Genomic DNA, 25,382 nt, shown 5'->3' on the forward strand with positions numbered 1-25,382 from the left:
CAACCTCCTTTTATGCCAGCTCGTTGAAGCAGTTGATACAATCATTGATGGCAGCAAACAGAGCGGTGGACGAAATGGTTGCGCCACTGTACGCATCGAAATCCTGATTCATCACAATGTTCTTGGTGCCGTCCATGCCGTTGAACTGTGCCAGGAAGTCATCGGTGGACACATTGGAGCCGATGCCCTTGGTCTGGGTAGAAGCATCCACCCAGATACCGGTCTCGGCACCGTTGGCGTCGAAGCCCATGATGACGGTCAGGATGCCGCCGTCAAAGCCCTTTTCTTCGGCCTTGATGGCAATGCCGCCATCGGGAGCCTTTACCACGCCGGTAACGTTGGCGGTGGTGTAGTCGGTCACTTCCTCCAGCGTAGCTGCGTCCGAAACAGAGGGCATCACGCTGACATAAGCAGCCAGCGTGGTGCGGCGGGTGTTCTCCTTGATAACGGGAGCGGTCATGCCGTTCACCAGAGCCAGCAGCAGGCTGACGATCAGAGAGATGACGGTCAGCACAACAATGGGCTTACCGGTGGTTTCCCAGCTGGAATTTGCAGTCTTACTCATTTGCCAGCACCCTCCTTCGCTTTCTTTGCAGGCTTCACATAGCCATACGGGGTCTGACGAGTCAGATCATTGATGTACGGGACCCACAGGTTCATGAACAGCAGTGCGAAGGACACGCCCTCGGTGTAGCTGCCCCAGTAGCGGATGGCAAAGGTAACAATGCCAAGGCAAACGCCGTATACCAGCTTACCCTTCAGGGTAAAGGGGCTGGTAACGTAGTCGGTAGCCATGAACACAGCGCCGAACAGCAGGCCGCCGCTCAGCACGGCAACCAGTGCGCTGTGCAGATCTCTGGTAGCGATCAGGTAGAACACGAACACGCTGCCAACGTAGGAAGCCGGGATGGCGATGCTGATGGTCTTGGTAGCCACCAGATAGATCAGACCCAGCACGATAGCCAGTGCACAGGTCTCGCCCAGCACACCGCCGTGGATGCCCATGAACAGGTCCAGCAGGCTCAGCTTGGAGGGATCTGCCACAGCCAGCGGGGTAGCCTTGGACAGCTGATCCACCGCTGCATCCGGGAACACCCACTTATTCATGGAGCCGGCAAAGCTGACAAACAGCACGATACGGCCCACCAGAGCGGGGTTTGCAAAGTTCATGCCAATGCCGCCGAACAGCTGCTTGACAACGATGATAGCCACCAGATCGCCGATGATCAGCTGACCGATGGGCATACCCACGGGCACGTTCATGGCCAGAATGATGCCGGTGACCACAGCGGACAGGTCGCTGATGGGGTTTGCACGCTTCAGCAGCTTGCAGTACAGCCACTCAAAGGCCACACAGGCCACCACGGAAACGGCGGTGACCAGCAGGGCGCGCACGCCGAAAATGATCGCAGAGGCAACCACGCAGGGGCACAGTGCAACGATCACGTTAGCCATCAGGCTTTGGGTGGTCTCGTCACTGCGGACGTGCGGGGAAGCCGAAACAATAAGCTTCGTATCCATTACTTATTGCCTCCTTTTTTGATTTCGCCAAGATAGAAGGCCTTGGCCAGACTCATCATCTGGGTAACCGGGCGCTTTGCCGGGCAGACGAAGGAGCAGCTGCCGCAGTTGAAGCAGTAGTCAGCGTGCAGCTTGCCCAGCTCCTGCACATCGCGGGCGGCGTAGGCCTGATTGACCTCCACGGGCTCCAGACCCATGGGGCAGTACTCCACGCAGCGGCCGCAGCGGATGCAGGGGTTGACCTGTGCGGGCTGTGCAGCTGCCTTGCTCAGCAGGATCAGACCGGAAGTGGTCTTGGTGGTGGGGTAGGAAAGGTTCTCCACAGCGGGGCCCATCATGGCACCGCCGGCAACCACCTTGCCCAGCTCGCCCTTAACGCCCACATAGTCCAGAATGTCCTGATAAGCGGTGCCCACGGGCACAACGACGTTCTGGGGCTTTGCGCAGGCATCGCCGTCCACGGTGATGGTACGCTGGACCACCGGCATACCGGTAGCCAGATACTTGCCCAGCGTGGAAACGCTGGTCACGTTCATCACGATAGCGCCTGCATCGGCGGGCAGACCGCCGTGGGGCACCTCGCGGCCGAGGCACTTCTCGATCAAAATCAGCTCTGCGCCGGTGCCGTAGACACTGGGCAGGGGCTTTACCTCGATAGCGCTGTCGTCCTTGGTCTTTTTGCACAGCAGGTCGATACACTCGGGCTTGTTGTTCTCAATACCAATGATGCACTTGGGAATGCCGGTGTACTTCAGCACAGCCTTGATGCCGCGGATGATATCATCGCTGCACTCCAGCATCTCCTGCGTGTCGCTGGTCAGCCACACCTCGCACTCGGAGGCGTTGATCAGTAAAGTATCCACCGACTGCTTGGGCTGCAGCTTCACATCGGTGGGGAAGCCTGCGCCGCCCAGACCGACCAGACCGCACTCGCGCACGGCAGCAAGGAAGCTTGCCTTATCGGTAACTTCCGGTGCCTTGACAGCCGGGTCTACGGTCTGCTTGCCATCGGTATTGATGACAACAGAATCGCACATACGGCCATTGGACAGACGGAAGGGCTCCACTGCAGCTACCGTACCGGAAACGCTGGAGTGGATGTTTGCGGAGACAAAGCCGCCCGCCTCACCGATCTTGGTGCCGACGAACACTTCATCGCCTTTTTTCACCAGTGCCTTGGCGGGTGCGCCAATGTGCTGGCTCATAAGGATGCGTACCTGCGCGGGCAGAGGCATCGGGATAGGTTTGCTTGCAGCAGTTGCCTTGTCATGCGGCGTATGCGCGCCAAGCGCCGCACGTTTCAGCTTGTTCAACATGGATTTCAAATCCCCCATTCTGCTTGAATTGCCATCCCCTCGCCCATGCAGGCGCACTGGTACAGGGACAGCAGCTGCTTAACACACTTATTGTATCATTTTGGCGCGGGAAGTCAACGACATCACGGCTCAAATGATGAATTTTCCTGAACTTTCTTATTCGTTTTCGCAAATTAGTTTTAACTAACTACCGTATTTTTCTTTTTGTTCTCCCCTACGGAAATCAATTTTCCTTTAAAGGCTTCCCCCGGAAGGGACAGATTCTCCCCGCGCCGGGGAGAAATGTCACCGCAGGTGACAAAGAGGGGAACAGCTGTCACCGCAGGTGACTGATGAGGGCGCAGGGCAGCAGCATTTTGCCTTAAATCTCCCCTTCTGCCGTTTGCCTTTGCTGCGGGAATATGCTATACTATACCTAACATGACAGGCGGAACGTCCCCCGCTCCGCTCCCGAACTTCACAAGGAGGCACCAAACCATGAAAGTTCTCAAAGCTCTGCTCGCCGTCCTCACCACACTGGCTGTCGCCCTGACCGCCATTCTGCTGTTCTGGCAGGATAAAAGCGCTCCGCGCTATATCAAGATCTACGAAAACGAGCAGTAATTATTTCTTGCAAAAACAGCACCCCGGCCAAGCGGTAAAATCGCCCGGCCGGGGTGTTTTTGCGTTGTCGCTTTATTATTACAGTCTTACTTTGTACCAACAAAAACGATTGCAAAGGTCAGATCTTCCTTCGTAATTACGGTCACAGCGCACATATTACCCTCTTGGGTTGCCAGCGGATAATAATTTCCGTTCTTATCTGTTCCTGCAAAGTAATTTCTGCCATTTGCTTTTACATTATCAAAGGCCGCAACATTCACTTTCAGCATTTTGCCTTTGCTGACGCCACTCGGCAGTTCCTTAGATACTTCATCGTATTTCTGCTTTGCCGCATCCAAAGCTGCTTTGTTTTCAGCCGTCTTGTTCTGGTCGTATGCTCTCCATGCAAACTGCCAGTTGGTGTAAGCATTTGCATACTCCGTCAGCTTCACAGAGTATTCTTCGTCAAAAGGAACTTCTTTTTTGCCAGCTGCAACACGCGCTTCGTTCAGCGCTGCCGCGATTTCTTTTCCTTTATTGATATCCGGCTGGGTCAGCGGCTCTGCCGGTGTACCGCCGCAAGCGGTGAGCATGGTCAGTGCCAGCACCGCAGCCAGCGTAAGCGCAACCAGTTTTTTGATACATTTCATAGGTTTTGCCCTCCTGTAAATAATAAAATACCCCGGCAGACCATGCAGTCTGCCATAAAAGCAGTGTAAACCCGCAGGCGGCGGCTGTCAATGCACGAACCACACAAAAACGCCGCCGACTTTCCGTCAGCGGCGTTTGCGCATATTCAGTAGGTCATCACGACCACCATAATGGGGTATTTATCCTTTGTTTTTTCGTCGGTGTTCTGCACAACGCCCACGCCCACAAGGGTAGCTTCCTTACTCTTGACCAGTGCATTGTTGCGTTCTGCGCTCACGCCCTCTGTCTTGTCTGCCCACGTTTTGAACCATTTCGCATCCGGGTAAGCGCCCTGCAGTGCGCCAAAACCGATCGATGCTTTTTCGCCCACCTTCTTGTTGCGGACTTTTGCACAGGCATCAATATAATCCGTGTTGGTACTCGGATTCTTGCCGTACTTGCCATTGACGCCATCCAGCTGCACCTGTGCCATCTCCTTGGCGAACGCACAGGCCTGCTCGTTCAGTTCCAGCGGGGTGTTATTGCCGTAGTCCTTGCGCACTGTGTTCAGTGCTTCCACCACTGCGGCCTTCTTCTGCGCCTCGGTCTTTTCGTCGGTGGGGTCTTTACCGGTCTCACTGCTGCCCGGCTTATCCGGCGCATCCGGCGCGGAAGGGCCGGAGGGCCCGCAGGCTGCTAAAAGCAGCAGCGCCATTGCAGCTGCAAGAGCCGCTGCCGTCCATCGTTTCCAAAGCTTCATCTGTGGTCCCTCGCTTTCTTCTTATGGGAGCGCGTTGCTCTCCAGTTTCATCTTACCCTCTGCTGCGGTGCGCTGTCAATGGGCAGATGCGCCAAACTTTGCCGGAAAGTTTCGGCAAAGCGTGCAAAAGCAGGAACATTTTAAAATAGCTTCCGCGTGCGTTCCAGCCATATTCAGTGGAAAATTTATTTTTTATTCGCAATTCTGGAAAATCCGCGAATTTTCCAGAATTGCCTTTTCACAGGGTTCTGCACGCAAAAAGGCTGCCGCACAGCCTGTGTGCGGCAGCCCGGGGTGCGCATCAAATTTTGCTCGGAGTAGTCTTAGTGTAGGTGAGCAGGATCAGGATATAGTTCTCATCGCCGATCTTGTGCGTAGCTGCGCCGATCTCGACCTTATTGTCACCGGGGTCGAACGCGCCGGTGCCGGGGCGCACAAACCGGTAGAGGCCCGCGGCCTCCATCATCCGCTGCGTCTTCAGGAATTCGCCCACCACGCCGCTGCTCTTGATCTGAACGTTAACGATCGGGTTGAACATGCAGGGCGTTTTTTCGAGGTCGATCCCGGCTGCCTTTATAACAGCAGGATCCAGCAGCAGATCTTCGGCATCCTTGCCGTTGTTTGCCTCCTGCGCGGCGGCCGTATCGGCGGCTGCCAACAGCGCTGCTGCCATTTCATCTGCCTTTTTGGTGTGGGTCACAGTTTCGTTTACGTCTGTTAAATTATCGATCGTTATTTTCAGCAGCTCGTCCTGCACGGCGTAGCTATTGCCGCCGCCGCAGCCTGCCATCGTTAATGCCAGTGCAGCAGCCAGCACGGCGGCTGCCAATTTTTTGAACAGTTTCATCGTTTCCTCCTTGCCGCAGCCTGCAATAAGTCTGCCGGGGCAGCTGCTGCAGGCCGCATCTTGTAAATATACCGTTCCGGTCTTGGGCATCCGTAAGGGCTGTCACAGCCCGGACGCTCTTATTTCATGAGCATAAGCACCCAGTTCTCGCCGTCAAGCGTGCCGATGGCAAGACCAAACTCATATTTGCTTCCGATGTGAGGATCGCCGATTGCAAGATCAGCATCCCGCCGAAGCTGCTCTGCAAGACTAAAAGGCTTAAGCTGATTCATGGTATTGCTGATGTAACTCGGAATGTACACCAAGGAGACCTTATAAGCATCCTTTTCCGGGTCAATGCCGAACTTTTGCAGGAACGTCCCATCATCCAGCAGCTCCTGCAGATCCGGCCAATCTGCGCCTTCGTCCAAAGCAGCGATCTCGTTATTATACTCTGTCAGCAGTTTTGCCGCCAAGGCATCCAGGTCCTTGCTGTTCGTGGCCTGCTTGCCCATCATAACAGCATCATCCGAGACAGCATTCTTGACCTGCTGGGCAAGGTCTGTCTTGGCACCACAGCCCACCATCATCAGTGCCAGAGCCGCCACCAGTACGGCAGCTGCCAGTTTCTTGAACCATTTCATGCTTCATGCCTCCTTCTTTGTCAGACATTATCCTATGCGGCCCGGACATTTCCCAAGCCTGCTTTATTTCATTGTACCGTTACTTTTGCATTTTTGTCAATGCACAGATGCTCTAAAGTTTTTCCAAAAAATTTCAGCAACTCGCGCAAAAAAGGCTGCCGCACAGTCTGTGCAGCAGCCTTTCGGGCTTAGTAATCGTTTTCGCAGCCAAGCAGGAATTTCATGTAGGCAAAGGTGCGCTCCCGTCCGAGATCCCGCACCATGCACAGCAGCTTTTCCAGCAGCGCCCGGGTCTCCGGGTGCATCAGGTAGTGATCCTTGCTGCGCTGGTAGTACTCCCACGCGGAGGCATCAGTGTACTTATCGCCCAGATAGATCTGGCTTGCCGCCACCCGGTCGCACACCATCTCGCAGACGTACCGCAGGGGGATCTTCATGCCGGTCAGGCCGGTCTTGGTGGTGCTGTAATCGATCCAGTATTCCAGATGATGCTTGTTGCGCCCCTTGTGGTGCAGCCACGCCGAGGTGTAGCCCTTGGCTGCGCGCTCGGCCTCGTTGGGGCTATGGTCACCCTGATAATAGATGCACCCGGGGATGAACTCGGTGGGGCTGTACTTGCTCAGGTCGTGGGCAAGGCCCTGCTCATACAGTCCGCATTCAAAGCAGTATTTCATCACCAGCAGCTTGTGCCGGGTGATGGTCTCGAAATGGCCCTTGATGTTCATGCTGTTATTCCCTCCACTGCACCGTAATGCGTCCCTCTTTCAGCCCGCGCAGATCATCGCTTTCAGAAAAATCCTCCCGGTCCATGGTCAGGTTGGGGTTGTAGTAGGGGTCATGCAGGATGTTCGCCTTGCCGTGCACCTCGTACAGACGCTGCTGCTCGGCGGCAAAGCGCCGTGCCTTTACCGGGTCTTTCTCGTCCCCGCCGCGGCTCTTGCTCTCGTAGTGGGTCAGCTGGGCGTAGGGCGTCCACGCAATGCGATAGCCCGCATCCCGCACCCGCAGACAGAAGTCCACATCGTTGAAGGCCACCGCAAAGGCTTCGTCCAGCCCTTTTACCTCGTCCCACACACTGGTCTTTACCAGCAGACAGGCACCGGTCACAGCGGAAAAGTCCTGCACCGTGGCGGTGCGGAACATATAGCCGCTGCCGCCGGCCTTTTTGTACTTGTGGCTGTGTCCCGCGTAGCCCCCCAGCCCGGTGATGACGCCCGCGTGCTGGATGGTCTCGTCCGGGTAAAAGAGCATGGCACCGCACACGGCCGCCCCGCCGGGGTGGGCGCATTGGCGCAGAAGTTCAGTGAGCCAGTCGCTGCTGCGCACCTCCACATCGTTGTTCAGCAGCAGCAGATACTCGCCGGTGGCGTACTTGCGGCCAAAGTTGTTGATGCCGGAAAAGTTGAAGCCCTTTTTCGGGTAGGTGACCACCCGCAGACCGTCATAGCGCTGCTGCGCCTTTTTATAGTAGGCAAAGGTGGCGGGGTCGGTGGAATTGTTCTCCACCACGATGACCTCAAAGTGCTCCCATGCGGTCTTTGTCCAGATGCTGTGCAGGCATTTTTCCAAGTCCTCGGTGTGGTCCTTGTTGGGGATAAGGATGCTTACCTTCGGTTCGCCCACGATGTCCCACTTCACCCGGTAGGTGCTGGGGAACAGGCCGTCCTCCACCGTGCCGGTGCGCCCGGTGCGGGTCAGGTGGTCTGCCAGCGCCTTTTTGGCTGCTGCCGCAACGTATGGCTTGGCGTCTGCACCGCCGGAGGTAGACCCCGCGTGCACCCGCCAGTAGTAGAGCACCTGCGGCACATGGGCAGCACCGCCGGTCTTTTCCAACAGCCGCAGGAACAGATCATGATCCTGACTGCCGTCGCATTCCGGGCGTTCGCCGCCCAGCTGCTCCCACAGCGCTTTTTGGAACACCGCCAGATGGCAGATGTAGTTGCAGCACAGCAGGTAGTCCGGGGCGTAGTCCGGCTTGAAGTGCGCCACCATAGGGCGGCGGATGCTCTTGGTGAACAGTGCTTCATCGCTGTACAGAAAACCGTCCGGCTCGCCGCGCTGCCGCAGCTGTAAGATGGCCTTGCCCATGGTGTACAGGGCATGAGGTGCCAGAATGTCGTCGTGGTCAGCCAGCGCCAGATACTCCCCTGTCGCCAGCTGCGCGGCGGCGTTGGTGTTGGCCGCAATGCCCTGATTTTCGATCTTTTTGTATACGATCTGTTGATTCTTTTGCTGATATTCCTTTACGATCCGCTCCACGTCCCCGTGGGCGGCGTCCGAAGCATCGGCAAGGCAGAGCTGCCCGTTGGGCGCGGTCTGCCCCACGAAGGAATCCAGAAATTCCCGCAGGTACTTTTCCGGGGTATTATACAGCGGGGTCAGCACCGAGATGGTGGGCAGGCCGCAGTCTGCCGCCGTTTTTCCCGCCATCTCTGCGCGCTGGGCTTCCAGCACCTTTTTGGCGGGCAGGTAGCGCGCACGCTTGCCGAAGCAGCGGCGCTTGACAAAGCCCGCGCCGCGTTTGACCATGGTGGACAGACCCTCGTCCTTTGTCAGCTGCACGGCGTAGCCGACCAGCTCCTTGGCGCGTTTCAACCGTACATTCATATCAGACCTCGCCGCGCTGGGTCGCCTTGTAGGCGGCGCAGACTGTTGCGGTATCCCCGTTCATTTTCAGGTGGCCGTGGCTCAGCCATGCCACCTTGGTGCACATCCGCTCGATCTGCTCGATGGAGTGGGACACCAGAATGACCGTAGTGCCGCCCGCCATCAGCTCCTGCATCCGCTTTTCGCACTTTTGCTGGAACAGGAAATCGCCCACCGACAGCACCTCGTCCGCGATGAGGATATCAGGCTTGGTGATAGTGGCAATGGCAAAGCCGATGCGCGCCACCATGCCGGAGGAGTAGTTTTTCAGCGGCACATCCAGAAAGTTTTCCAGCTCGCTGAATTCCACGATCTCGTCAAATTTTTCGTCCAGATACTTGGGCGAGAAGCCCAGCACCGTGCCGTTGAGGTAGATGTTCTCGCGGGCGGTCAGATCCATATCAAAGCCCGCGCCCAGCTCAATGAGCGGGGCGATGGTGCCGTTTACGGTCACCTTGCCCTTGCTGGGCTTGTACACCCCGGCAATGGTCTTGAGCAGGGTGGATTTGCCCGAGCCGTTCAAGCCCACAAGGCCGTAAAAATCGCCGGGCATAATGTCCAGACTGACGTCCTTCAGGGCGTAAAACTCGTCGTATTGCAGCCGCCCCTGCACCATAGCCAGAAAGTACTCCTTCAGGCTCTCATGCTTTTCCTTGGAAAGGTTGAAGCACATGGAAACATTGTCCACTTTGATGATCGGTTCCATTGTTCTCCCTCCTTAAATGTGCAGCACAAAGCGGTCCTGCGTTTTGCGGAACACCTGCAGCCCCACCACCATGGACACTACGGCGCATACACCGCAGACAAGGAACATATTCCAATCCAGCGGGATGCCCCACATCACCGTGCGGCGGAAGCCCGTGATATACCAGTACATGGGGTTCAGCTTGATGATCTGCTGCATATTGAAGCCGCCGATGGAAAAGGTCATCTGGGTGGGGTCGTAGAAGATGGCGGAGAAATACAGCAGCGCGGTGACGAACACGCTCCAGATATGCATGATATCCCGGAAGAACACCGTAGCCGCCGCTAAGAACATACTGACCCCGAGGCTGAAGAAGAACAACGTCACCAGCGGGTACAGCGCCTCAAAAATGGTCAGGTGGAAAGGCGCACCGGTAAAGATCATGACCAGCAGCAGTGCCACAAAGCTGAAGATGCAGTTCACCATGGCAAAGCAGCACTTTTCCAGCGGGAAGATATACTTGGGGATATACACCTTTTTCAGCAGCGGGGCGGCGCTGAGCACGCTGCTCATGCTGGTGGAGGTAGCCTCGTTGAAGAAGTTGAACAGCAGCTGACCGCACATCAGAAAGACGGCAAAGTTGTCGATGCCGCTGCCCCGCATATCCATCAGGCTGCTGAACACCGCCCAGTACACAAGGCACATCAGCAGCGGGTTCAGCACGCTCCACACCACGCCCAGCACGCTGCGGCGGTACTTCAGCTTGAAATCACGGCTTACAAGGTTCCACAGCAGATAGCGGTAGCGCCAGAAGCCGTTCCACATTGCTTTGAGTTTTGCCACGGGCGATCACCACTTTTCAAAATACTCGAACTTCTGGGCGGCAAAGGGCTCGTGCAGCTTGTCCTTTGCGCTGGTCTTGTGCTCGCAGCCGCAGTCCGGCCACTGCACGTTGACGGTGGGGTCGTCGTAGGGGATGCCGCCCTCGCTGGTGGGGTCGTACACATCGGTGCACTTATAGCAGAACTCTGCCACATCGCTCAGCACCAGAAAACCGTGGGCAAAGCCCTCCGGGATATAGAACATCTTCTTGTTGTCCTCGGAAAGGGTCACGCCCACCCACTTGCCAAAGGTAGCGCTGTGGGGGCGGCAGTCCACGGCTACGTCATACACCTCGCCCTTGGTCACGCGCACCAGCTTGCCCTGGGTGTGGTTCTTCTGGAAGTGCAGCCCGCGCAGCACGCCCCGGGTGGAGCGGCTCTGGTTGTCCTGCACAAATTCCTTGTCGATGCCAGCCTCTGCAAACTGATCCTTCTGGTAGGTCTCCATAAAATAACCGCGGTCGTCGCCGAACACCTGCGGCTCAATGACCACCACGCCGGGGATCTCGGTCTGCGTAAAAATAAACTTACCCATGATATTGTACCTCTCTTTTTTTCTGAAAGCTTTTTCTTTATCTGGAAAAGTCTGGTTTAAAACAGGCTTTTACGCTTTGTTGCGGCGCTTTGCCGTTTTGCGGCGTTTTTTCAGGCGTGCATGCAGCCGTAGCACCAGCACCGTGACCACCGCCGCACCCACGGTGCAGCCCACTGAGATGCCCGCCAGCAGCCATGCGCTGCTGCCCGGCTCCACGTCTCTGGCGGCTTCCAGCGTTGTGCCGGTGCTCTGCTCCAGCAGCTCCGCCAGACCGGTGATCTCGGCTTTTACCCGCACGCTGGTGCTCTCCTGCTTTGTGCCGCCGTTCAGGGTGTACACCGCATACACGGCAGGCTCTGCGCCCAGCAGATACTGTTCCGGCAGTTCCAAGTCCACGGTCACATCCTGTGCGGATAAGCCCTCGGCCAGCAGCAGCTTCACCCCGGGGTCGGCCACAGTAACGGTGCCAAGGCTCTGCCCACCGCCTGCCACTGCCAGCTGTGCGGTGACCGTGCCGCCGGGCAGCTGGGTGTAGTTTTTATAGGTAGCAAAGGCGTAGTCCAGCAGGGTGCGCATATCGTTATATTTATCAGTGCTCAACTGGCTTTGCATGGTCACACAGATCAGCCGTACCCCATCCTGCTCTGCCAGGCAGACATAGCTGTACCGGGCGGTGTTGGTGTAGCCCAGCTTAGAGCCCAGCACGCTGTCGATGTGGTAGCGGCTGGAACCGATGCGGATCTTATCCTGCTGGGAGAAGTAACGGGTCACCGGCTGGATGTTGGTGGGCTGCATGGTGTACATCTGGTTGCGGGTGAACACCTCCTCAAACCCGGGCTGCTGCAGCGCCCAGCGCAGGATCTGCGCCATATCGTAGCAGCTGGTGTAGTGGTCCTCACCGCTGATGCCGTGGGGGTTTGAAAAGTGGGTGTGGGCAAGGCCAAGCTCCTCCACCTGTGCATTCATAGCCGCCACGCCGTCCGCGATGGTGCCGCCGCCGAAATATTCCGCCAGCAGGTTGGCGCCATCGTTGGCGCTGGCCATCTGGGTGGCGTACAGCGCATCCACCAAGGGGACTTCTTCCCCCTCCAGCAGGGCGATATGGCTGGAATCCGTGCCCGCCAGCGAGTAGACATCCTCGTGGGTCACGGTCAGCTTTACGTCATCCCAGTCTCCCTGCGCCTTTTCGCAGGCAAGGCCAAGGGTCATCACCTTGGTAATGGAGGCCGGGTGCAGCTCCTCGTCCATATTCTGCTGCGCCAGCACAAGGCCGGTATCCGCATCCACGATGCAGTATGCCCGGGTATTGGCCAGCGCCGGGCCGGCTGCTGCCGCGCCGGGCACCAGTACAGCACCTATCAAAAGCAGCACAGTGCACAGTGCTGCGGTAAATTTTTTCATCTGGTATACTCCGCTTGTCAGTTTTGTGCCAGTAAGGCATCATTTGGAGTATACCACATTTTTTCCCCGCTGAAAAGAGATTTACGCATTCCTTTGCCCCAGCAGCACCGGCTGCAGCTGCTCGCCCCGCAAAGCGGCTTCCACGGCGGCGGGCAGCAGGGCAAGGTCCGCCTTCAGGCTCTGGGGCTTGGCAAAGGGGTCGTCCTGCCCGTAGGGCACAAAGTAATAGTGCTTGCGCTGGCATAGCCGTGCCATGTTTTCCCCGGAAGCGCCAAGGCCGTCGTTGGTGGAAACTGCCAGCACCACCGGGCTGCCCACCCGCAGCAGGCTTTTGGCAGCAAGGGTCACCGGCGTATCCGAAAGCCCCGCCGCCAGCCGCGCCAGCGTTGCGCCGGTGCAGGGGGCGACCACCAGCGCCTGCGCCAGCCGCCGGGGGCCCAGCGGCTCCACCGCCTGCAAGGTGTCCAGCACCGGTTGCCCGGTAACGGCCTGCAACCGCTGCCGCCAGCTTTCCCCCGTGCCAAACCGGGTATCCAGCTGTGCGGCAAAGCTCATAACGGGCAGCAGCGTCCAGCCCTGTGCCGTCAGCGCCTGCGCCGCGCCCAAGGCATCCTCCAGCGTACAAAAGCTGCCGCATACCGCAAAGGCAAGACAGCCCTTTTTCTCTGTGGTCATACCTTTCCCTCCCGCTCCTGCAAAATAGTCTGCACCGTGCGTGCCAGCGCCTCCCCTGCCGTTTCCGGTGCCCAGACTGTCGGCAGGCTCAGCGCGTGCAGTGCCGTGTGCCCCAGCCGCCGGGCGGCAGCAAAGTCTGTGCCGCCGGGCTTTGAGGCCAGATCCACGATCAGACACCCCTTCGGCAGCGCCGCCAGCACTTGCGCCGTCAGCACCGGCGCGGGGATGGTGTTCACCACCGTATCAAAGGCGGCAGCTGCTGCGGCAAGCTCTGTCAGCGGCACCGCCCGCAGCCCAAGCTCCTCCGCCATCGCTCGCTGCACCGGGCGGCGTGCCGCCACGGTCACCCGCGCGCCCAACGCCGCCAGACGCACCGCCAGCGCCCGCCCCACCGGGCCAAAACCCAGCACCAGCACCGCCGCGCCCCACAGGGTACGGCTGCGCCGTTCCAGCAGAATGCCGATGCAGCCCTCAGCGGTGGGGATGGCGTTATACACGGTCAGCTCCGGGCGGGCAAAGTAGTCCACCAGCTCCACCCCCGCCGCCCGGGCGATGGTCCTTGCGCTGTCCGTCACCTTACCGCCCAGCGCCAGTGCCCCGGGCTTTGCCGCGCCCAGCAACTGCGCCAGCGGCAGACCGGGCTGTTCCAGCGGGAGCGGCAGCAGGATGTAGTCTGCCTGCGGCAGCTGCTGCACGCCGCCTACCATATACCCTGCCCGCGCCAGTGCACGCCCTGCCGCCGCCTGCCGGGCATCACTGCCCACCACCGCAAACCGCTTTGTCTGCTTCATGCCGTCATCTCCCCTTTTCCGCTGTGCGCCATCCTATGCGGGCGGGCAGAAATGCGTGCGGGGAAGCCTTGCGGCACCGCCTGCAAAAACGGGGTACAGAAACGCCCGCAGGCGTTTCTGTACCCCGAAATCAAACGATTCTTCCGCTCTCAGCTGCGCTCCCCGGTCAGGTCGGTGCGGCGGGTCACCTTGTGGATGGTGCCGTCCGGCTCCTGAATGGACGTGCGCTCCAGCTGGCTGCGCAGGCTGGCCTTGATGTCGGCCAGATACTCCTGCCGCAGCGCCTGCTGCTCGGCTTTTTCGGCCTCGGTCAGGCCGGTGGTCTTGCTCTTTTTGGCCAGCGCATTGATGCGGGCGATTTTTTCTTCCGTCATGGGGGAACCTCCTGTATTTCATCGTAAAATATGCTATAATGTAGGCAAGACCATTATAGCAAAGGATGATACCAATGGCAACACAACGCAACTATGCCCAGCAGATGGACGCCGTGCTGGCGGGGCTTGGCGATACCCGCCCGCGGCTTTTGCTCCACGCCTGCTGCGGCCCCTGTTCCAGTGCTGTGCTGGAACAGCTGTGCCGGTATTTTGAGATCACGGTGCTGTACTATAACCCCAACACATGGCCAGCGGCAGAGTACTACCGCCGGGGCGAGGAGCTGCAAAAGTTTGTAGCAGCCGCCCACCCGCTGGGGGTGACCGTGGTGGAGGACAGTTACGACCCGCAGCAGTTCTACACCGCCGTAGCCGGGCTGGAAAACGAGCCGGAGCGCGGCAGCCGCTGCACCGTCTGCTACCGGCTGCGGATGCGCCGCGCGGCGCAGTACGCCCGGGACAACGGCTTTGACTGGTTCACCACCACCCTGTCCATCAGCCCCCACAAGGACGCCGTACGCATCAACGCCATCGGGCAGGAGCTGGAGGCAGAGTTCGGAGTAAAGCACCTGCCCTCGGACTTCAAAAAGCACAACGGCTACCTGCGCAGCCTGCAGCTTTCGGAGCAGTACGGCCTGTACCGGCAGGACTACTGCGGCTGCGAGTTCAGCGCCAAAGCAAGAGGCATTGAAGGATAACGCAAAACGATTTGAAATATCCTCCGCTGCGCTTTGGATATTATCAGCGGAACTATTATTTATAATTTGTCCCCCGGGAAAATCTGCGGATTTTCCCGGGGGACTTTTTCACGAGTGGGGATTGGAACGAACTCCCTCAGTCAAAACCTGACGGTTTTGACAGCTCCCTCTGGGAGGGAGCCTTTGGCATGGCGGCACTGTTTCTGGCTGAAGCGCAAAGCTTGCGGGCGTACCCGCTCCCCCTCGGGGGAGCTGTCGCGCAGCGACTGAGGGGCTTTTAATGGAGAAGCGAAAAAAGCGTTAAAGCGATAGCGCCGACTGGCGCAGCGCTAGCTTTTTTGTGCTTCGACTTCTTCTTTAGGTTTGTTAAGGGCGTGCAGCCCTTGACCCGTTGCGGGGTGGGTGGAGTCCAGAGGTAGGGAGGGGGGAGTCGGAACACCCCTCCCTGCCTCTGGCCCAGCGGAGCGTCCCTGCGCGCTAAAGGCAAGCTGGAACTTCCCCTGCGGAGCATCTTCTAAATCGTCCCCGCTCCCGGCATTGCCGCGCCAGCGGCACATCATTCCTCCGGCAGCTTTGCCACCAGCAGGGTAAAGACCACCAGCCCCACGCAGGGCACGATGTTGGAAGCCATACCGGCGGCAAGCCCCGCACGCTCGGCCACGATACCGATGACCCACGGCATCAGGATGGCACCGCTGGAGGCTACAGGCAGCATGATGCCCATGCTGGTCACGCTGGTCATGCGTCCCGCGCTGGCCACGGCGGTGGGGTTCAGCCCGGACATGGAGATGGCAAAGGCGAACAGCAGCGCAATGGCTGCGCCCTGCGTGTGCGCCATGACCAGCAGCACATAGAACACAGTGCACAGCACGCTCATGCCCACCATGGCCTTGCGGGGATTTTTTAAGGGGAACACAAAGGCGATGAGCAGCCGTCCCACCAGCGTAGCGCCCCACATCACGGTGACGGTGTAGGCCGCCAGCGTGCCCGCAATGATGCCGCTGCCTTTGAAGTAGGTCACCATCCAGCCGTTGACGCTCTGCTCGGCAGCGTTCTGAAAAAACAGCAGACCGGTCAGCAGCCAGAAGCGGGCAGAGCGCAGAAAGCTCCAGTCGATGGCTTGCTTCTCGGCACTGCTTTTGCTCTTTCCGCCGCGCAGCGGGGTAAAGACGTATACCAGCCAGAGCAAAAGACCCATGGCCGCCAGCAGAAAGACCGCCAGCTCGGTGCTTACCCGGGCTGCTGCCGCAATGAGGAAGGGGCACAGTAATGCGCCGCATGCGTAGCAGCTGTGCATCAGGTTCATGCCCCGGGTGCGGTCGGCGGAATGATCGCTGACCAGAATGGTGCAGGTATTGATCACGCTGCCCTTAGCGATGCCCACCACAAAAAAGGCCGCTGCCAGCAGCGCCACTGCGCCGGTCAGCCCCATGACGGCGTAGCCCACCGCATAGCCGATGGTCAGCAGCAGCACACTGCGTTTCATGCCCAGCGCACTGGGCAGCATGCCCATCAGCAGCCCCGCCAGCAGGTTGCCCACGCTCATCAGGGAGAGCAGTGTACCGGTCATGCCGTAGGCAAAGCCGTAGCGCTCCTGCAGCAGGCTGACCACCACACCTGCGCTGATGGCGCAGATGCCGCTGAAGAAAAAGGTCGCAAAGCCCGCATTGCGCAGGCGCGTGTTCTGTTGTTCCATGGTGTTCCTCTCCTTGCGGAAATATCCTTTCTCTATTTAACCATATTTTCGCATCTTTGCAACCGGATTTTCTTACAAAAAGCAGCAAAAGGGCTGCCGCACAAAACGTGCGGCAGCCCTTTTGCTTTTATAATATGTATTTCTCAGTCCAGATCTTCCGCTTCCAGCACCGCAACACCTTCGTTTTCAAAGGTCTTGCGGAGGATATCGGCCAGACCCGGGTTGGGTGCCTTGTTGTGGATGCACAGGATGATCTTTCCGTTCAGGCTGGCGGCTTCCACACCCACGGATGCGCCATCCGGCGGCACCCAGACACCAAAATCTGTGGTGTACTGTGCCAGCTCCGGGGTGGCGGGCATCAGCGGGTTGCCCAGATAGCTGAGCCAGAAATCCGAAATGATGCCGCCAATGTACTCGCCCATCTGGAACACCCGCTGCTTGATGCGCAGGGGGGCTTTTTGCTGGTCCACCTTGTACACCCAGCCCATCTGCTCGGTCATGCGGCGGCGCTTGGACTGCGGCTGCAGATCCCGCTTGATATCTGCATCGATGTCAGATACAAGATCCGCAAGACGGGTCTTTGCCTGCAGCTGCACTGTATGCTCAAAGCTGCATACGCAGTTGTACAGCGCATGCGGCACACCGGCCACATCGCGGGTATCAGAAGAGTAGGAATACTGGATCTTCTCCTTGCCCAGATACTCCCGCATGGCCATGCACAGCAGACTCATCAGGGCGCTTACCGGCTTTGCGTTGTTTTCCAGTGCTTTTTCCACAAGGCTCTGCTTGCTCAGGCACACCCGGGTGCGGCGCAGCGCACCCTCGTAGGTCTGCACCACGTCCCGCCGGATGGCATCGCTCCCGCACTCCACGGGTGGATACTCTGCCAGCATGGCCTGCATATCGTAGGGCGGGTCGCACACGATCTGCTGCACCGCAAAGGATGTGCCGTAACGCAGGTTGCAGTACTGCTCCAGAATGCTGGTGAACAGGGGCGATACCCCGTGGCCGTCCAGTAGGAAGTGGTGCCAGTCAAAATAAACGGTATCCCCTTCGCAGCTGATGCAGAACAGATAGCCGTTCGTCTGTTCCGGGATATTGCGCATGGTGCTGCCGTGGTACACAAGGCAGGGCTCCGTGTTGGGCTCCAGCCACATCTCCCGCTTTTCCTGCACCAGACGCTGGGTATAATAAGGCGCACTTGCCAAGGCCGCTGTCAGTGCCCGCTGCAAAAGGGCGTTGTCCACCGCATCCCGCAGCGAGAACTGGTACCGGCACTGGACTTTTTCCCGACGAAAAAAATACATGACACCCTGAAAGTTATATTCCGTCGAGCGCTGTTGTGTTTCCATTGGTTTTTACCCCACGTTTGCTGCCAGATAATCCACCAGATCACCCATGGTGACAAAGTTGCGCAGCTCCTTTTCCGGGATGCGCAGACCAAAGGTCTCCTCAAGATCTGCCACAATGGTCAGGATCTCCATAGAGGACAGATCCAGATCGTCCATCAGGACGCTGCTTTCGGTCACATCCTCCGGCGATACCTCTGCGACGTCCTCCAGAATAGCCGTGATCTGAGAAATGATTTCTGCACGTTCCATCGTATTATGCTTCCTTTCTGTTGCGTTTTACTTGCGCACCAGCTTGCCTGCGCCGTTGCGGGGCAGCGGTGTTTCGCTGAACTCCATCACGCCGATGCGCTTGTACAGCGGGACGGTGCGGTTCATCTGGGCAACAAAGTCACGCACGGTCTGCTGGTGCTCCTTTTCACAGTATACCACAACACCTATCTTTTTGCCCAGTTCTTTTACGATACATTCCTGTACGGCGGGACATTTTTCTACCATGCCCTCCAGCTCCTCGGGGCTGATGTTCTCGCCGCTGTCCAGAATGATCAGGTTCTTCTTGCGTCCGGTGATGTAATAGTAACCGTCCTCGTCCACCCGGGCAAGGTCGCCGGTATGTACCCAGCCGTCCTTGTCGATGACCTCTGCGGTGCCCTCCGGGTCCTTATAGTAGCCCATCATCACGCAGTCGCCGCGCATGCACAGCTCGCCGTCCGGCTCGATCTTGTAGTCCATGTACTCGCTGCCCTGACCCACGGCACCAATATGCTTTTCGTCCTGTGCAAAGTTGATGATACCCGCGCCGCAGGTCTCGGTAGCGCCGTAGCACTGGATGACGAACATCCCGTTGTGCACCATATCCAGCAGTACCTGCGGGTCAAACATGGCAGAGGAGCCGATAGGCACCCACAGATCGCCCAGACGGTCGCGGTGGCCGCGCATCACGTCCTTGTGCAGGGCGTTCATGATCATCGGCACCACAGACATGATCTGGCTGGGCATCTTCTGGATATCGCGGTAGAAGTTGCGGATATCGTTGCCCAGGTTCAGCGGCCAGCCCATAACGGTGGTGGAGAACAGGTCGATGAAAGCGCCCAGATGGAACATAGGCAGCACCATGTAGTGGCCGGGCAGGGGCTTTGTCAGATCGATCTTGTCTGCCAGCTGTGCAGAGATGGCCCACAGCACATGACCTGCGCTGAACAGGTTGCGCTCGCTCATCATAACACCCTTGCTCAGGCCGGTGGTGCCGGAGGTGAACATCAGCACCATCAGGTCATCGTGACCGATGGGGTGCAGCTCGGCTGCCGGCTCATAGCTGCGGAAGCCGTCCATGGGACGCAGCAGGCTGCCATAGGCGGCTTCCAGCTGTGCCTTGTTGCCGTAGTCCTCGCCGTCGGTCAGGATGGCGGCGGGTTCTACCAGCTCCAGTTCGTAGGACAGCTCCGCCCAGCTCTTGCGCTGGTTCATCGGCACCAGCACGCAGCCTGCCATGATCGCGCCAAAGGTGTTTACCACATATTCGTAGCTGTTCTTGCTCAGCAGACAGATCTTTTTGCCCTTCACATCCGGGATGGTGCTCTGCAGGCAGGTGACCGTCCGGCGGACATCCTGTGCCAGCTCCTTAAAAAGGACGGTGGTCACCGTGTCGGTCTCCTCGGTGTAGTAACGGAAGGCCACGCGCTCGGGAAATTTCTTTTCCATGCCCTGCGTAATGGCACCGTACATCGTGCTCACGAATTTTTCCATTGTAGGCTCCATCCTGTTTTGTTCTGTTTGTTTTATCCTCAGCGTACCAGCTTGCCCGTGGCATTGCGGGGCAGCGGAGTTTCGCTGAACTCCACCACACCGATGCGCTTATACAGCGGCAGGGTACGGTTCATCTCGGTGATATGCTCCTGCACAGTCTGCTGCTTGTCCTGCGGGCAGTACACCACAGCGCCGATCTTTTTGCCCATTTCCTTCACGACACATTCCTGCACGGCGGGGCATTTTTCCACAAGACCCTCCAACTCCTCGGGGCTGATGTTCTCGCCGCTGTCCAGAATGATCAGGTTCTTCTTGCGGCCAGTCAGGTACATATAGCTGTCCTCTTCCAGCCGGGCGATGTCGCCGGTGTGGAACCAGTCGTCCTTGTCGATGACCTCAGCCGTGGCCTCGGGGTCCTTATAGTAGCCCAGCATGATGGGGGTGCCGCGCATGCACAGCTCGCCATCGTCCAGCTTATACTCGCAGCTGTTGTCCACATGGCCCACGCTGGTCAGGTGCTTTTCCTCCTGGGAGGAGTTCCAGGCACCATCGCCGCAGGTCTCGGTCATGCCGTACATCTGGGCAATAAAGAAGCCCTTGTCCATCAGGTCCTTGAGCATCTGGGGGTCGAACATGGCTGCGCCGCAGGTCAGGACGCACAGGCCATTCAGGCGGTCGCGGCGGCCCTTCATCACATCCTTATACAGGCTCTTCAGCAGCACCGGCACCACAGCCATCACCTCGCTGTGCATCGCGCCGATATCGCGGTAGAAATACTTGAGGTCGTTGCACAGGTTGATGCAGTGGCCGGTAATGCTCCAGGATACCAGGCTGGTCATGGCCGAGATGTGGAACATGGGCAGCGCGGACAGTGAGCAGAACTTATCGGTGTCCCAGCCGGTCGCCTTGCGCACATCATCAAACGGATTCAGGAAGGCGGGCATGGCCGCAAACAGGTTCTTCTGGCTCAGCATAACGCCCTTGCTGCGGCCGGTGGTGCCGGAGGTAAACATGATAAAGGCCATCGCGGCAAGATCTTCCACTTCCTTTACATCCTGTGCGGGGGCAAAGGCGGTAAAGGCATCCATCGGCTCCAGCTTTGCACTGTAGGCATCCGCCAGGGCAGGCTCCCACTGCAGATACTCACCGTCCTGCAGCACACAGACCGGCTCCACCAGATCCAGCTCGTACTGGATCTCGTCCCAGTTCTTGCCCATATTCAGCGGCACTGCCACACCGCCCGCCAGCACAGTGCCGTACATACAGATGACGTAGTGGTAGCTGTTGCGGGCCAGGATCGCGACCCGCTGCCCCTTGACATCCCCTGCCTTACTGCGCAGGAAGCTGACGAACCTGCGCAGATCCTGAGCATACTGGCGGTAGTACACCTCCGTTACGCCCCGTTTTGCCTCGTCATAATACCGGATTGCCACGCGGTCCGCATAGATCGTTTCCATATTACAAAGTGACTGATACAGCGATGTGACCATAATTTTACCCTCCCGAAGCATTTTGTCCTGCCCAGTGTCCGGCTCCGTCCTTCGGGGCGCAGCCCGGGCGCTCAACTGTGCCCAGTATACAATATCTTCCAGTGCAATGCAATACTTCTGCAACATTTAATTTCCAGCATTGACAATTTTTACTTGCATATCTTTTGGTGCGGTTCGGCCAAATTCTACCTTTCGTTGCAATCTGTCCGTTCCTGTGCTACAATTTTTAGCGCAAAATACCAGTTCCGGTATGATGCGGACTGCAAAACAAAATTGACAGTCTCTATAAAAAGCATTATACTAGCCATATATCATGACAATGCTGTATAAAAATCGATCGTTTGCGCCGTATCCGGCTTTTTTCTTGAGGGGTATTGGTCCGGCGCAGGGAAGGAATCTTTCATGGAAACAACCAAGCCCCGCACTGTCAGCTCCATCGGGATGTTTGATATGCTCAAGGGCGCAGGGATGCTGGCCATCGTGCTGGGGCACACTGCGGAGCTTTATCCGCTTCAGTTGTCGAACGGCCTGTCGCTGACCGCCTTTTTGGTCTTTGTCTACCGCGAAACGCTGATGGCGGCCTTTTTCATCGCCAGCGGCTACGGCTTCCGCAAGCGCTCCATCGGCAAGTGCATCCACCAGCAGCTCAAAAGCCTGCTCAAGCCCTTTTGCTACACCGCGTTCTTCACCACGGTGCTGCATTTTATCATTCATTATAAGACTTTTCACTACCTGCCCGGCTCCCTGAGCGAGAGCATCAAGGTGGCGGGCGGTTTTCTGCTGGGTCTGCCCCATACGGCTACCTACTTCGGGCAGGAGTTCTTTTCCTGCGGGCCCATGTGGTATCTGCTGGCGCTGCTGATGGGCTGGATCGCGCTGGACGTTATCCTGAACATCTTTCCGGAGCGGTACATCCCGTGGGCGGTGGGCGGCTGCGCCCTGCTGGGCTGGGGTGCCAGCCTTGTATGGGAGCTGCCCTTCTGCCTGATTCAAGGCGCGGTGATCACGCCGTACCTGTACCTTGGTTACCTTGCCAAGCGTCAGCACTGGCTGGATCAGCCCTTGTCCCGCCGGATGTCCTGCATCCTGTGGGCTGCCGTTCTGCTGGTCCCGGTGGCTGCCTTTGCCACCGGCATCACCGACTGTGTATCCATGGCAGAGTGGACCTTAGGCCCCATCAGCATCCTGCTGGACGGCCTTGCCGGCCTGCTGTTCGTCCGGCTGTTTTTGCGGCTGAACCGGCACCGGAATGCGCTGGTAAGCTTTTTTGAGGCCATTGGCCGCCGCTCCCTGTACATCTTCTGCATACATACCGTAGAGCTTACCGCTATTCCGTGGTATCTGTTCGCGGCGAAATACGCCGACCGCCCTGTTTTGGGCATCTGCCTGCAATATGTCCTTTCGCTGGGCTCCATCTGGCTTGTCTGTGCCCTGCTGCAACGGCGGCGGGATCTGGTCATCAAGCTGTTCCCCGCCCGGCGGCACACCCCGCAGGTACACTACACCCCACGGCACTGATATTCTGAATGTTCCGGCTGCGGCGGCGCAGCCGATCTTAGGATAAGGAAGAGGAGGATCCCGTTATGAACCACGATGCCCCCGTGACCCCTGCTGCCCTGCAGGCGCACATTGCCGAGCTGGAGCAGCAGCTCAAGCTTTCGGACGAGGGTGTTTCCCAGCTGGCGCAGCGGTGTCTGGAGCTGGAGCAGCAGCTGCTGACCTGCCAGACCGAGCTTTCCAGGCACAGCGCCGAGGCCGAAAACATCACTCTTACCCTGCCGCAGCTGTTCTACGACACCGGCAGCGGCTTTTCGCCCCGGGAATGCCTGATTGCCACCGAGGATGTCTACAACGAGCTGACCCATGAGGTGTCGGTCACCTTTATTCTGCCGGAGGACGCCCGCGCCGTCCGGCTGGACCCTGGCGAACTGGCCTGCTGCATCACTGACCTTGCCATTTCGGACGAACGCATCAGCTTTCAGCCGGTCAACGGCCTTGTATTGCAGGAGGACAGCCTGCTGTTCTTAGATGTAGACCCCAACCTTGCACTGCACTGCACCACCGGCTTTGGTGCCGGCATGAAGTTTGCGGTGAACTATCACTACTACCCGCTGGGACGTTTTCTGCACGAGCAGCCCGGCAAATCTCTGCTGCGGGCGCTGAACGACCTGAAGCTGAAAAACGCCACCGCCGCGCAGGAAGCAGCCGAGGTATTGCAGGCCAGCCGCGCCGAGTGTATGCGGCTGAACCAGCAGCTGCTGACCCTGCAGGGCATCCAGCACGAATATCAGGTCTCGCTGGAAAATATGCGCGCCAGCAGCAGCTGGCGGCTGACCGCCCCGCTGCGCAAGCTGCTGACCCTGCTGCGCGGCCACTGAGCCCGCCCGATATTCTGCCCGGAGGAGTTGGATCATGTACACCAGTTACAGTACCCTGCAGCGCAAGCAATTGTCCAAGCAGGTCTATACCGATACCCAGAGCACCTATCTTCTGGTCTACGCGCCGGGGCGTCACAAGGCGCTGGAAACGGCGCTGCAAAACCAGCTGCACCGCAAGTTCCGTCTGGTGACCCGGCTGGAGGGCGAGCTGACCCCCGCTGTGGCCGGGGTGCTGCTGGTAAGCGAGGATGTGGAGTGCACCCCCACCGCCCTGACCTATTTTGCCGCCGCCCTGCGGGAGGGCGCAGACCTTGCGGTCTGCGACGCCGCCTTTGGCTTTGACGGCGCTACCGCCCTGTACCTGAGCACTCAGCACCTGCCGGGCAGCCGCTGCGCCATGGTGTCCCGCGCATTGCTGGACGAGGTACGCGCCGCCGCCCGGGGCAGGGACAGCGTTACCGAGCTGCTGCGTCTGGCCCATGCCATGGCGCAGCACAGCTGCCGCATCCCGCAGGCACTGCTGCACTTCCGCCGGGAGCTGTGCGCCGACGACGTGTTCTCCGCCAAGGGACGCCGTGCGCTGATCCTGAGCCACGAGCTGACCATGACCGGCGCGCCCATCGTGCTGGTAAGCGCCGTGCCGGTGCTGCGCAACCTTGGCTTTGAGGTGGTGGTGCTGGGGCCGGCGGACGAAGGCTCGCTGCCGCTGTTTCTGGATGCCGGGGCCGCTGTGGTCACCCGCCCGGACTGCGTTACTTCCAGCGCCCTGTGGGGGCTGGCCACCAGCGCAGACCTTGTGCTGGCCAACACAGTGGTGGAAGCGCCGGTGGTAAACACCCTGAACGGCTCCTTTGTGCCAGTGCTGTGGTGGCTGCACGATGCCTTTGCGGGCTACCCCTTCATCTCTCACAGCATCCCAAAGGCGCTGGGCAAAAATATCCACGTCTGCGCCGTAGGCTCCCACGCCACCGCCGCCATGCACTCCGTCCGACCGGATTTTGAAATCGAGCAGCTGATCTACGGTCTGCCGGACTACGCCGCCGAGCAGTTTCCTCGCTATGACATCAGCTTTGCCGGAGGGCGTCCCCTCTTTGTAACGGTAGGCTCGCTGGAGCACCGCAAGGGTCCGGATATCTTCTGCAATGCCATCCGGCTGCTGCCCTCTGCGGTGCGGGAAAAAGCCGTTTTCCTCTTTGTGGGCAAAGCCGCCGACAAGGGAATGTACAACGCCGTGGACAGTCTGGTGCGGGACTATCCCCAGACCGTTTTCTACCGCAAGCGGCTGGAGCGCCCGGAGGTCAAATCCCTGATGGAGCAGTGCAACTGCGTGGTGTGTGCCTCTCGCGACGACCCCATGCCCACCTTCGTCACCGAGGGTCTGATCTTCGGCAAGCCCTCTATCGTATCGGAGCACACCGGCACCGCCGGGCTTGTGACCGAAGGCGTGGACGGTTTCCTCTACAAGGACGACGACCCGCAGCAGCTGGCCGATAAGCTGACTTGGGCCATTGAGCACCCGGAAGCGCTGGCCGCCATGCACGACAGCTGCCGCCGCCTGTACGAGCAGCAGTTCTCCAACGAATCCTATGTAGCCACCCTGACAAGGCTGGTAAAAGAGCTGACGGACGGGGAAGAATAACGAAAAAACAATGCCGGACAGCTGCACGCTGCCCGGCATTGCTTTTTCACAATCTTTGCATTTTATCAAATCCCCCAAATTGCAAAACAAAGTTCCGCTTCCGTTCACAAAGGGCGGCGGGA

Annotated in this window: 26 protein-coding genes; 5 read left to right on the forward strand and 21 right to left on the reverse strand. The window is 58.7% G+C overall.

Annotated elements, in window-relative coordinates; genetic code table 11:
• Positions 1-10: 10 nt before the first annotated feature.
• From MTP36_RS13525 to rsxC, 3 genes are read right to left on the reverse strand one after another with little or no spacing between them, the layout of a single operon-like run.
• A complete protein-coding gene (locus MTP36_RS13525; RefSeq protein WP_005923037.1) occupies positions 11-565 on the reverse strand; it encodes an FMN-binding protein in 555 nt (184 codons plus the stop codon).
• Positions 562-1,521 (reverse strand): RnfABCDGE type electron transport complex subunit D, encoded by a 960-nt coding sequence (locus MTP36_RS13530; protein WP_097779195.1) that lies wholly within the window; start codon positions 1,519-1,521, stop codon positions 562-564. The genes MTP36_RS13525 and MTP36_RS13530 overlap by 4 nt, the downstream gene beginning before the upstream one ends.
• Positions 1,521-2,837 carry an electron transport complex subunit RsxC gene (rsxC, locus tag MTP36_RS13535; protein WP_243111104.1) on the reverse strand — a complete coding sequence of 439 codons (1,317 nt, stop codon included), beginning with the start codon at positions 2,835-2,837 and terminating at the stop codon, positions 1,521-1,523. The genes MTP36_RS13530 and rsxC overlap by 1 nt, the downstream gene beginning before the upstream one ends.
• A 477-nt stretch (positions 2,838-3,314) precedes the next feature.
• Between rsxC and MTP36_RS15990 the strand changes: the two genes are divergently transcribed.
• Positions 3,315-3,440, forward strand: a complete 126-nt coding sequence (locus MTP36_RS15990) for a hypothetical protein (RefSeq protein ID WP_256466526.1) — start codon at positions 3,315-3,317, stop codon at positions 3,438-3,440.
• Positions 3,441-3,526: 86 nt separating this feature from the next.
• On the opposite strand, the gene MTP36_RS13540 is transcribed toward MTP36_RS15990, so the two are convergent.
• The 13 genes from MTP36_RS13540 to MTP36_RS13600 form a co-directional block, all read right to left on the reverse strand.
• On the reverse strand, positions 3,527-4,069 hold the full coding sequence (locus MTP36_RS13540) for a hypothetical protein (RefSeq protein ID WP_249251340.1): 543 nt from the start codon (positions 4,067-4,069) through the stop codon (positions 3,527-3,529).
• Positions 4,070-4,215: 146 nt separating this feature from the next.
• Positions 4,216-4,809 carry a hypothetical protein gene (locus MTP36_RS13545; protein WP_249251342.1) on the reverse strand — a complete coding sequence of 198 codons (594 nt, stop codon included), beginning with the start codon at positions 4,807-4,809 and terminating at the stop codon, positions 4,216-4,218.
• 301 nt (positions 4,810-5,110) lie between these two features.
• Positions 5,111-5,656 (reverse strand): hypothetical protein, encoded by a 546-nt coding sequence (locus MTP36_RS13550; RefSeq protein WP_249251343.1) that lies wholly within the window; start codon positions 5,654-5,656, stop codon positions 5,111-5,113.
• 119 nt (positions 5,657-5,775) lie between these two features.
• Complete coding sequence (locus MTP36_RS13555) at positions 5,776-6,279, reverse strand: hypothetical protein (RefSeq protein ID WP_249251344.1); 504 nt, start codon at positions 6,277-6,279, stop codon at positions 5,776-5,778.
• A 188-nt stretch (positions 6,280-6,467) separates the two neighbouring features.
• Positions 6,468-7,004, reverse strand: a complete 537-nt coding sequence (locus tag MTP36_RS13560) for a DUF5662 family protein (RefSeq protein ID WP_055186226.1) — start codon at positions 7,002-7,004, stop codon at positions 6,468-6,470.
• A 4-nt stretch (positions 7,005-7,008) separates the two neighbouring features.
• On the reverse strand, positions 7,009-8,886 hold the full coding sequence (locus MTP36_RS13565) for a glycosyltransferase family 2 protein (RefSeq protein ID WP_249251346.1): 1,878 nt from the start codon (positions 8,884-8,886) through the stop codon (positions 7,009-7,011).
• A gap of 1 nt (position 8,887) precedes the next feature.
• Complete coding sequence (locus MTP36_RS13570; protein WP_097782992.1) at positions 8,888-9,631, reverse strand: ABC transporter ATP-binding protein; 744 nt, start codon at positions 9,629-9,631, stop codon at positions 8,888-8,890.
• Between the two features lie 12 nt (positions 9,632-9,643).
• Positions 9,644-10,453: an ABC transporter permease gene (locus MTP36_RS13575; RefSeq protein WP_249251348.1), complete on the reverse strand. Its 810-nt coding sequence runs from the start codon at positions 10,451-10,453 to the stop codon at positions 9,644-9,646.
• A gap of 6 nt (positions 10,454-10,459) precedes the next feature.
• Entirely contained in the window at positions 10,460-11,026 is a 567-nt protein-coding gene (gene rfbC, locus MTP36_RS13580) for a dTDP-4-dehydrorhamnose 3,5-epimerase (protein ID WP_005923016.1), read from the reverse strand.
• Between the two features lie 69 nt (positions 11,027-11,095).
• A complete protein-coding gene (locus MTP36_RS13585) occupies positions 11,096-12,427 on the reverse strand; it encodes a D-alanyl-D-alanine carboxypeptidase family protein (protein ID WP_249251350.1) in 1,332 nt (443 codons plus the stop codon).
• A gap of 81 nt (positions 12,428-12,508) precedes the next feature.
• Entirely contained in the window at positions 12,509-13,102 is a 594-nt protein-coding gene (locus tag MTP36_RS13590) for a dipicolinate synthase subunit B (RefSeq protein WP_249251351.1), read from the reverse strand.
• On the reverse strand, positions 13,099-13,893 hold the full coding sequence (locus tag MTP36_RS13595) for an NAD(P)-dependent oxidoreductase (RefSeq protein ID WP_249251352.1): 795 nt from the start codon (positions 13,891-13,893) through the stop codon (positions 13,099-13,101). The genes MTP36_RS13590 and MTP36_RS13595 overlap by 4 nt, the downstream gene beginning before the upstream one ends.
• Before the next feature lie 149 nt (positions 13,894-14,042).
• A complete protein-coding gene (locus MTP36_RS13600) occupies positions 14,043-14,267 on the reverse strand; it encodes a DUF896 domain-containing protein (protein ID WP_097785386.1) in 225 nt (74 codons plus the stop codon).
• 65 nt (positions 14,268-14,332) lie between these two features.
• On the opposite strand from MTP36_RS13600, the gene MTP36_RS13605 reads away from it, so the two are divergent.
• Entirely contained in the window at positions 14,333-14,962 is a 630-nt protein-coding gene (locus MTP36_RS13605; RefSeq protein ID WP_249251355.1) for an epoxyqueuosine reductase QueH, read from the forward strand.
• A gap of 556 nt (positions 14,963-15,518) precedes the next feature.
• On the opposite strand, the gene MTP36_RS13610 is transcribed toward MTP36_RS13605, so the two are convergent.
• From MTP36_RS13610 to MTP36_RS13630, 5 genes are all read right to left on the reverse strand, one after another.
• Entirely contained in the window at positions 15,519-16,658 is a 1,140-nt protein-coding gene (locus MTP36_RS13610) for an MFS transporter (RefSeq protein WP_249251357.1), read from the reverse strand.
• A 143-nt stretch (positions 16,659-16,801) separates the two neighbouring features.
• A complete protein-coding gene (locus MTP36_RS13615; RefSeq protein ID WP_249251358.1) occupies positions 16,802-17,965 on the reverse strand; it encodes a hypothetical protein in 1,164 nt (387 codons plus the stop codon).
• Positions 17,966-18,016: 51 nt separating this feature from the next.
• On the reverse strand, positions 18,017-18,259 hold the full coding sequence (locus tag MTP36_RS13620; RefSeq protein ID WP_005922973.1) for an acyl carrier protein: 243 nt from the start codon (positions 18,257-18,259) through the stop codon (positions 18,017-18,019).
• Between the two features lie 27 nt (positions 18,260-18,286).
• Positions 18,287-19,753, reverse strand: a complete 1,467-nt coding sequence (locus tag MTP36_RS13625) for a class I adenylate-forming enzyme family protein (protein ID WP_249251360.1) — start codon at positions 19,751-19,753, stop codon at positions 18,287-18,289.
• A 38-nt stretch (positions 19,754-19,791) separates the two neighbouring features.
• Positions 19,792-21,243, reverse strand: a complete 1,452-nt coding sequence (locus MTP36_RS13630; RefSeq protein WP_249251363.1) for a class I adenylate-forming enzyme family protein — start codon at positions 21,241-21,243, stop codon at positions 19,792-19,794.
• 402 nt (positions 21,244-21,645) lie between these two features.
• On the opposite strand from MTP36_RS13630, the gene MTP36_RS13635 reads away from it, so the two are divergent.
• From MTP36_RS13635 to MTP36_RS13645, 3 genes are all read left to right on the forward strand, one after another.
• The gene (locus MTP36_RS13635) at positions 21,646-22,761 is read left to right on the forward strand and encodes an acyltransferase family protein (RefSeq protein WP_249251365.1); all 1,116 of its coding nucleotides are present in this window, start codon (positions 21,646-21,648) and stop codon (positions 22,759-22,761) included.
• 65 nt (positions 22,762-22,826) lie between these two features.
• On the forward strand, positions 22,827-23,621 hold the full coding sequence (locus tag MTP36_RS13640; RefSeq protein ID WP_249251367.1) for a hypothetical protein: 795 nt from the start codon (positions 22,827-22,829) through the stop codon (positions 23,619-23,621).
• A gap of 34 nt (positions 23,622-23,655) precedes the next feature.
• Positions 23,656-25,260 carry a glycosyltransferase family 4 protein gene (locus MTP36_RS13645; RefSeq protein ID WP_249251370.1) on the forward strand — a complete coding sequence of 535 codons (1,605 nt, stop codon included), beginning with the start codon at positions 23,656-23,658 and terminating at the stop codon, positions 25,258-25,260.
• Positions 25,261-25,382 lie beyond the last annotated feature (122 nt).

Origin of the sequence: Faecalibacterium sp. I4-1-79, from assembly GCF_023347235.1 — a bacterium.
Classification (GTDB): Bacteria; Bacillota; Clostridia; order Oscillospirales; family Ruminococcaceae; genus Faecalibacterium; species Faecalibacterium tardum.

Coding starts and splice junctions, on each gene's coding strand:
- MTP36_RS13630 (WP_249251363.1), bottom strand. CDS start 21,243: ATGGTCACATCGCTGTATCAGTCACTTTGTAATATGGAAACGATCTAT.
- MTP36_RS13590 (WP_249251351.1), bottom strand. CDS start 13,102: ATGACCACAGAGAAAAAGGGCTGTCTTGCCTTTGCGGTATGCGGCAGC.
- MTP36_RS13555 (WP_249251344.1), bottom strand. CDS start 6,279: ATGAAATGGTTCAAGAAACTGGCAGCTGCCGTACTGGTGGCGGCTCTG.
- MTP36_RS13610 (WP_249251357.1), bottom strand. CDS start 16,658: ATGGAACAACAGAACACGCGCCTGCGCAATGCGGGCTTTGCGACCTTT.
- MTP36_RS13645 (WP_249251370.1), top strand. CDS start 23,656: ATGTACACCAGTTACAGTACCCTGCAGCGCAAGCAATTGTCCAAGCAG.
- MTP36_RS13550 (WP_249251343.1), bottom strand. CDS start 5,656: ATGAAACTGTTCAAAAAATTGGCAGCCGCCGTGCTGGCTGCTGCACTG.
- MTP36_RS13530 (WP_097779195.1), bottom strand. CDS start 1,521: ATGGATACGAAGCTTATTGTTTCGGCTTCCCCGCACGTCCGCAGTGAC.
- MTP36_RS13595 (WP_249251352.1), bottom strand. CDS start 13,893: ATGAAGCAGACAAAGCGGTTTGCGGTGGTGGGCAGTGATGCCCGGCAG.
- MTP36_RS13640 (WP_249251367.1), top strand. CDS start 22,827: ATGAACCACGATGCCCCCGTGACCCCTGCTGCCCTGCAGGCGCACATT.
- MTP36_RS13600 (WP_097785386.1), bottom strand. CDS start 14,267: ATGACGGAAGAAAAAATCGCCCGCATCAATGCGCTGGCCAAAAAGAGC.
- MTP36_RS13615 (WP_249251358.1), bottom strand. CDS start 17,965: ATGTATTTTTTTCGTCGGGAAAAAGTCCAGTGCCGGTACCAGTTCTCG.
- MTP36_RS13570 (WP_097782992.1), bottom strand. CDS start 9,631: ATGGAACCGATCATCAAAGTGGACAATGTTTCCATGTGCTTCAACCTT.
- MTP36_RS15990 (WP_256466526.1), top strand. CDS start 3,315: ATGAAAGTTCTCAAAGCTCTGCTCGCCGTCCTCACCACACTGGCTGTC.
- MTP36_RS13540 (WP_249251340.1), bottom strand. CDS start 4,069: ATGAAATGTATCAAAAAACTGGTTGCGCTTACGCTGGCTGCGGTGCTG.
- rfbC (WP_005923016.1), bottom strand. CDS start 11,026: ATGGGTAAGTTTATTTTTACGCAGACCGAGATCCCCGGCGTGGTGGTC.
- MTP36_RS13565 (WP_249251346.1), bottom strand. CDS start 8,886: ATGAATGTACGGTTGAAACGCGCCAAGGAGCTGGTCGGCTACGCCGTG.
- MTP36_RS13545 (WP_249251342.1), bottom strand. CDS start 4,809: ATGAAGCTTTGGAAACGATGGACGGCAGCGGCTCTTGCAGCTGCAATG.
- rsxC (WP_243111104.1), bottom strand. CDS start 2,837: ATGTTGAACAAGCTGAAACGTGCGGCGCTTGGCGCGCATACGCCGCAT.
- MTP36_RS13625 (WP_249251360.1), bottom strand. CDS start 19,753: ATGGAAAAATTCGTGAGCACGATGTACGGTGCCATTACGCAGGGCATG.
- MTP36_RS13635 (WP_249251365.1), top strand. CDS start 21,646: ATGGAAACAACCAAGCCCCGCACTGTCAGCTCCATCGGGATGTTTGAT.
- MTP36_RS13560 (WP_055186226.1), bottom strand. CDS start 7,004: ATGAACATCAAGGGCCATTTCGAGACCATCACCCGGCACAAGCTGCTG.
- MTP36_RS13585 (WP_249251350.1), bottom strand. CDS start 12,427: ATGAAAAAATTTACCGCAGCACTGTGCACTGTGCTGCTTTTGATAGGT.
- MTP36_RS13605 (WP_249251355.1), top strand. CDS start 14,333: ATGATACCAATGGCAACACAACGCAACTATGCCCAGCAGATGGACGCC.
- MTP36_RS13525 (WP_005923037.1), bottom strand. CDS start 565: ATGAGTAAGACTGCAAATTCCAGCTGGGAAACCACCGGTAAGCCCATT.
- MTP36_RS13620 (WP_005922973.1), bottom strand. CDS start 18,259: ATGGAACGTGCAGAAATCATTTCTCAGATCACGGCTATTCTGGAGGAC.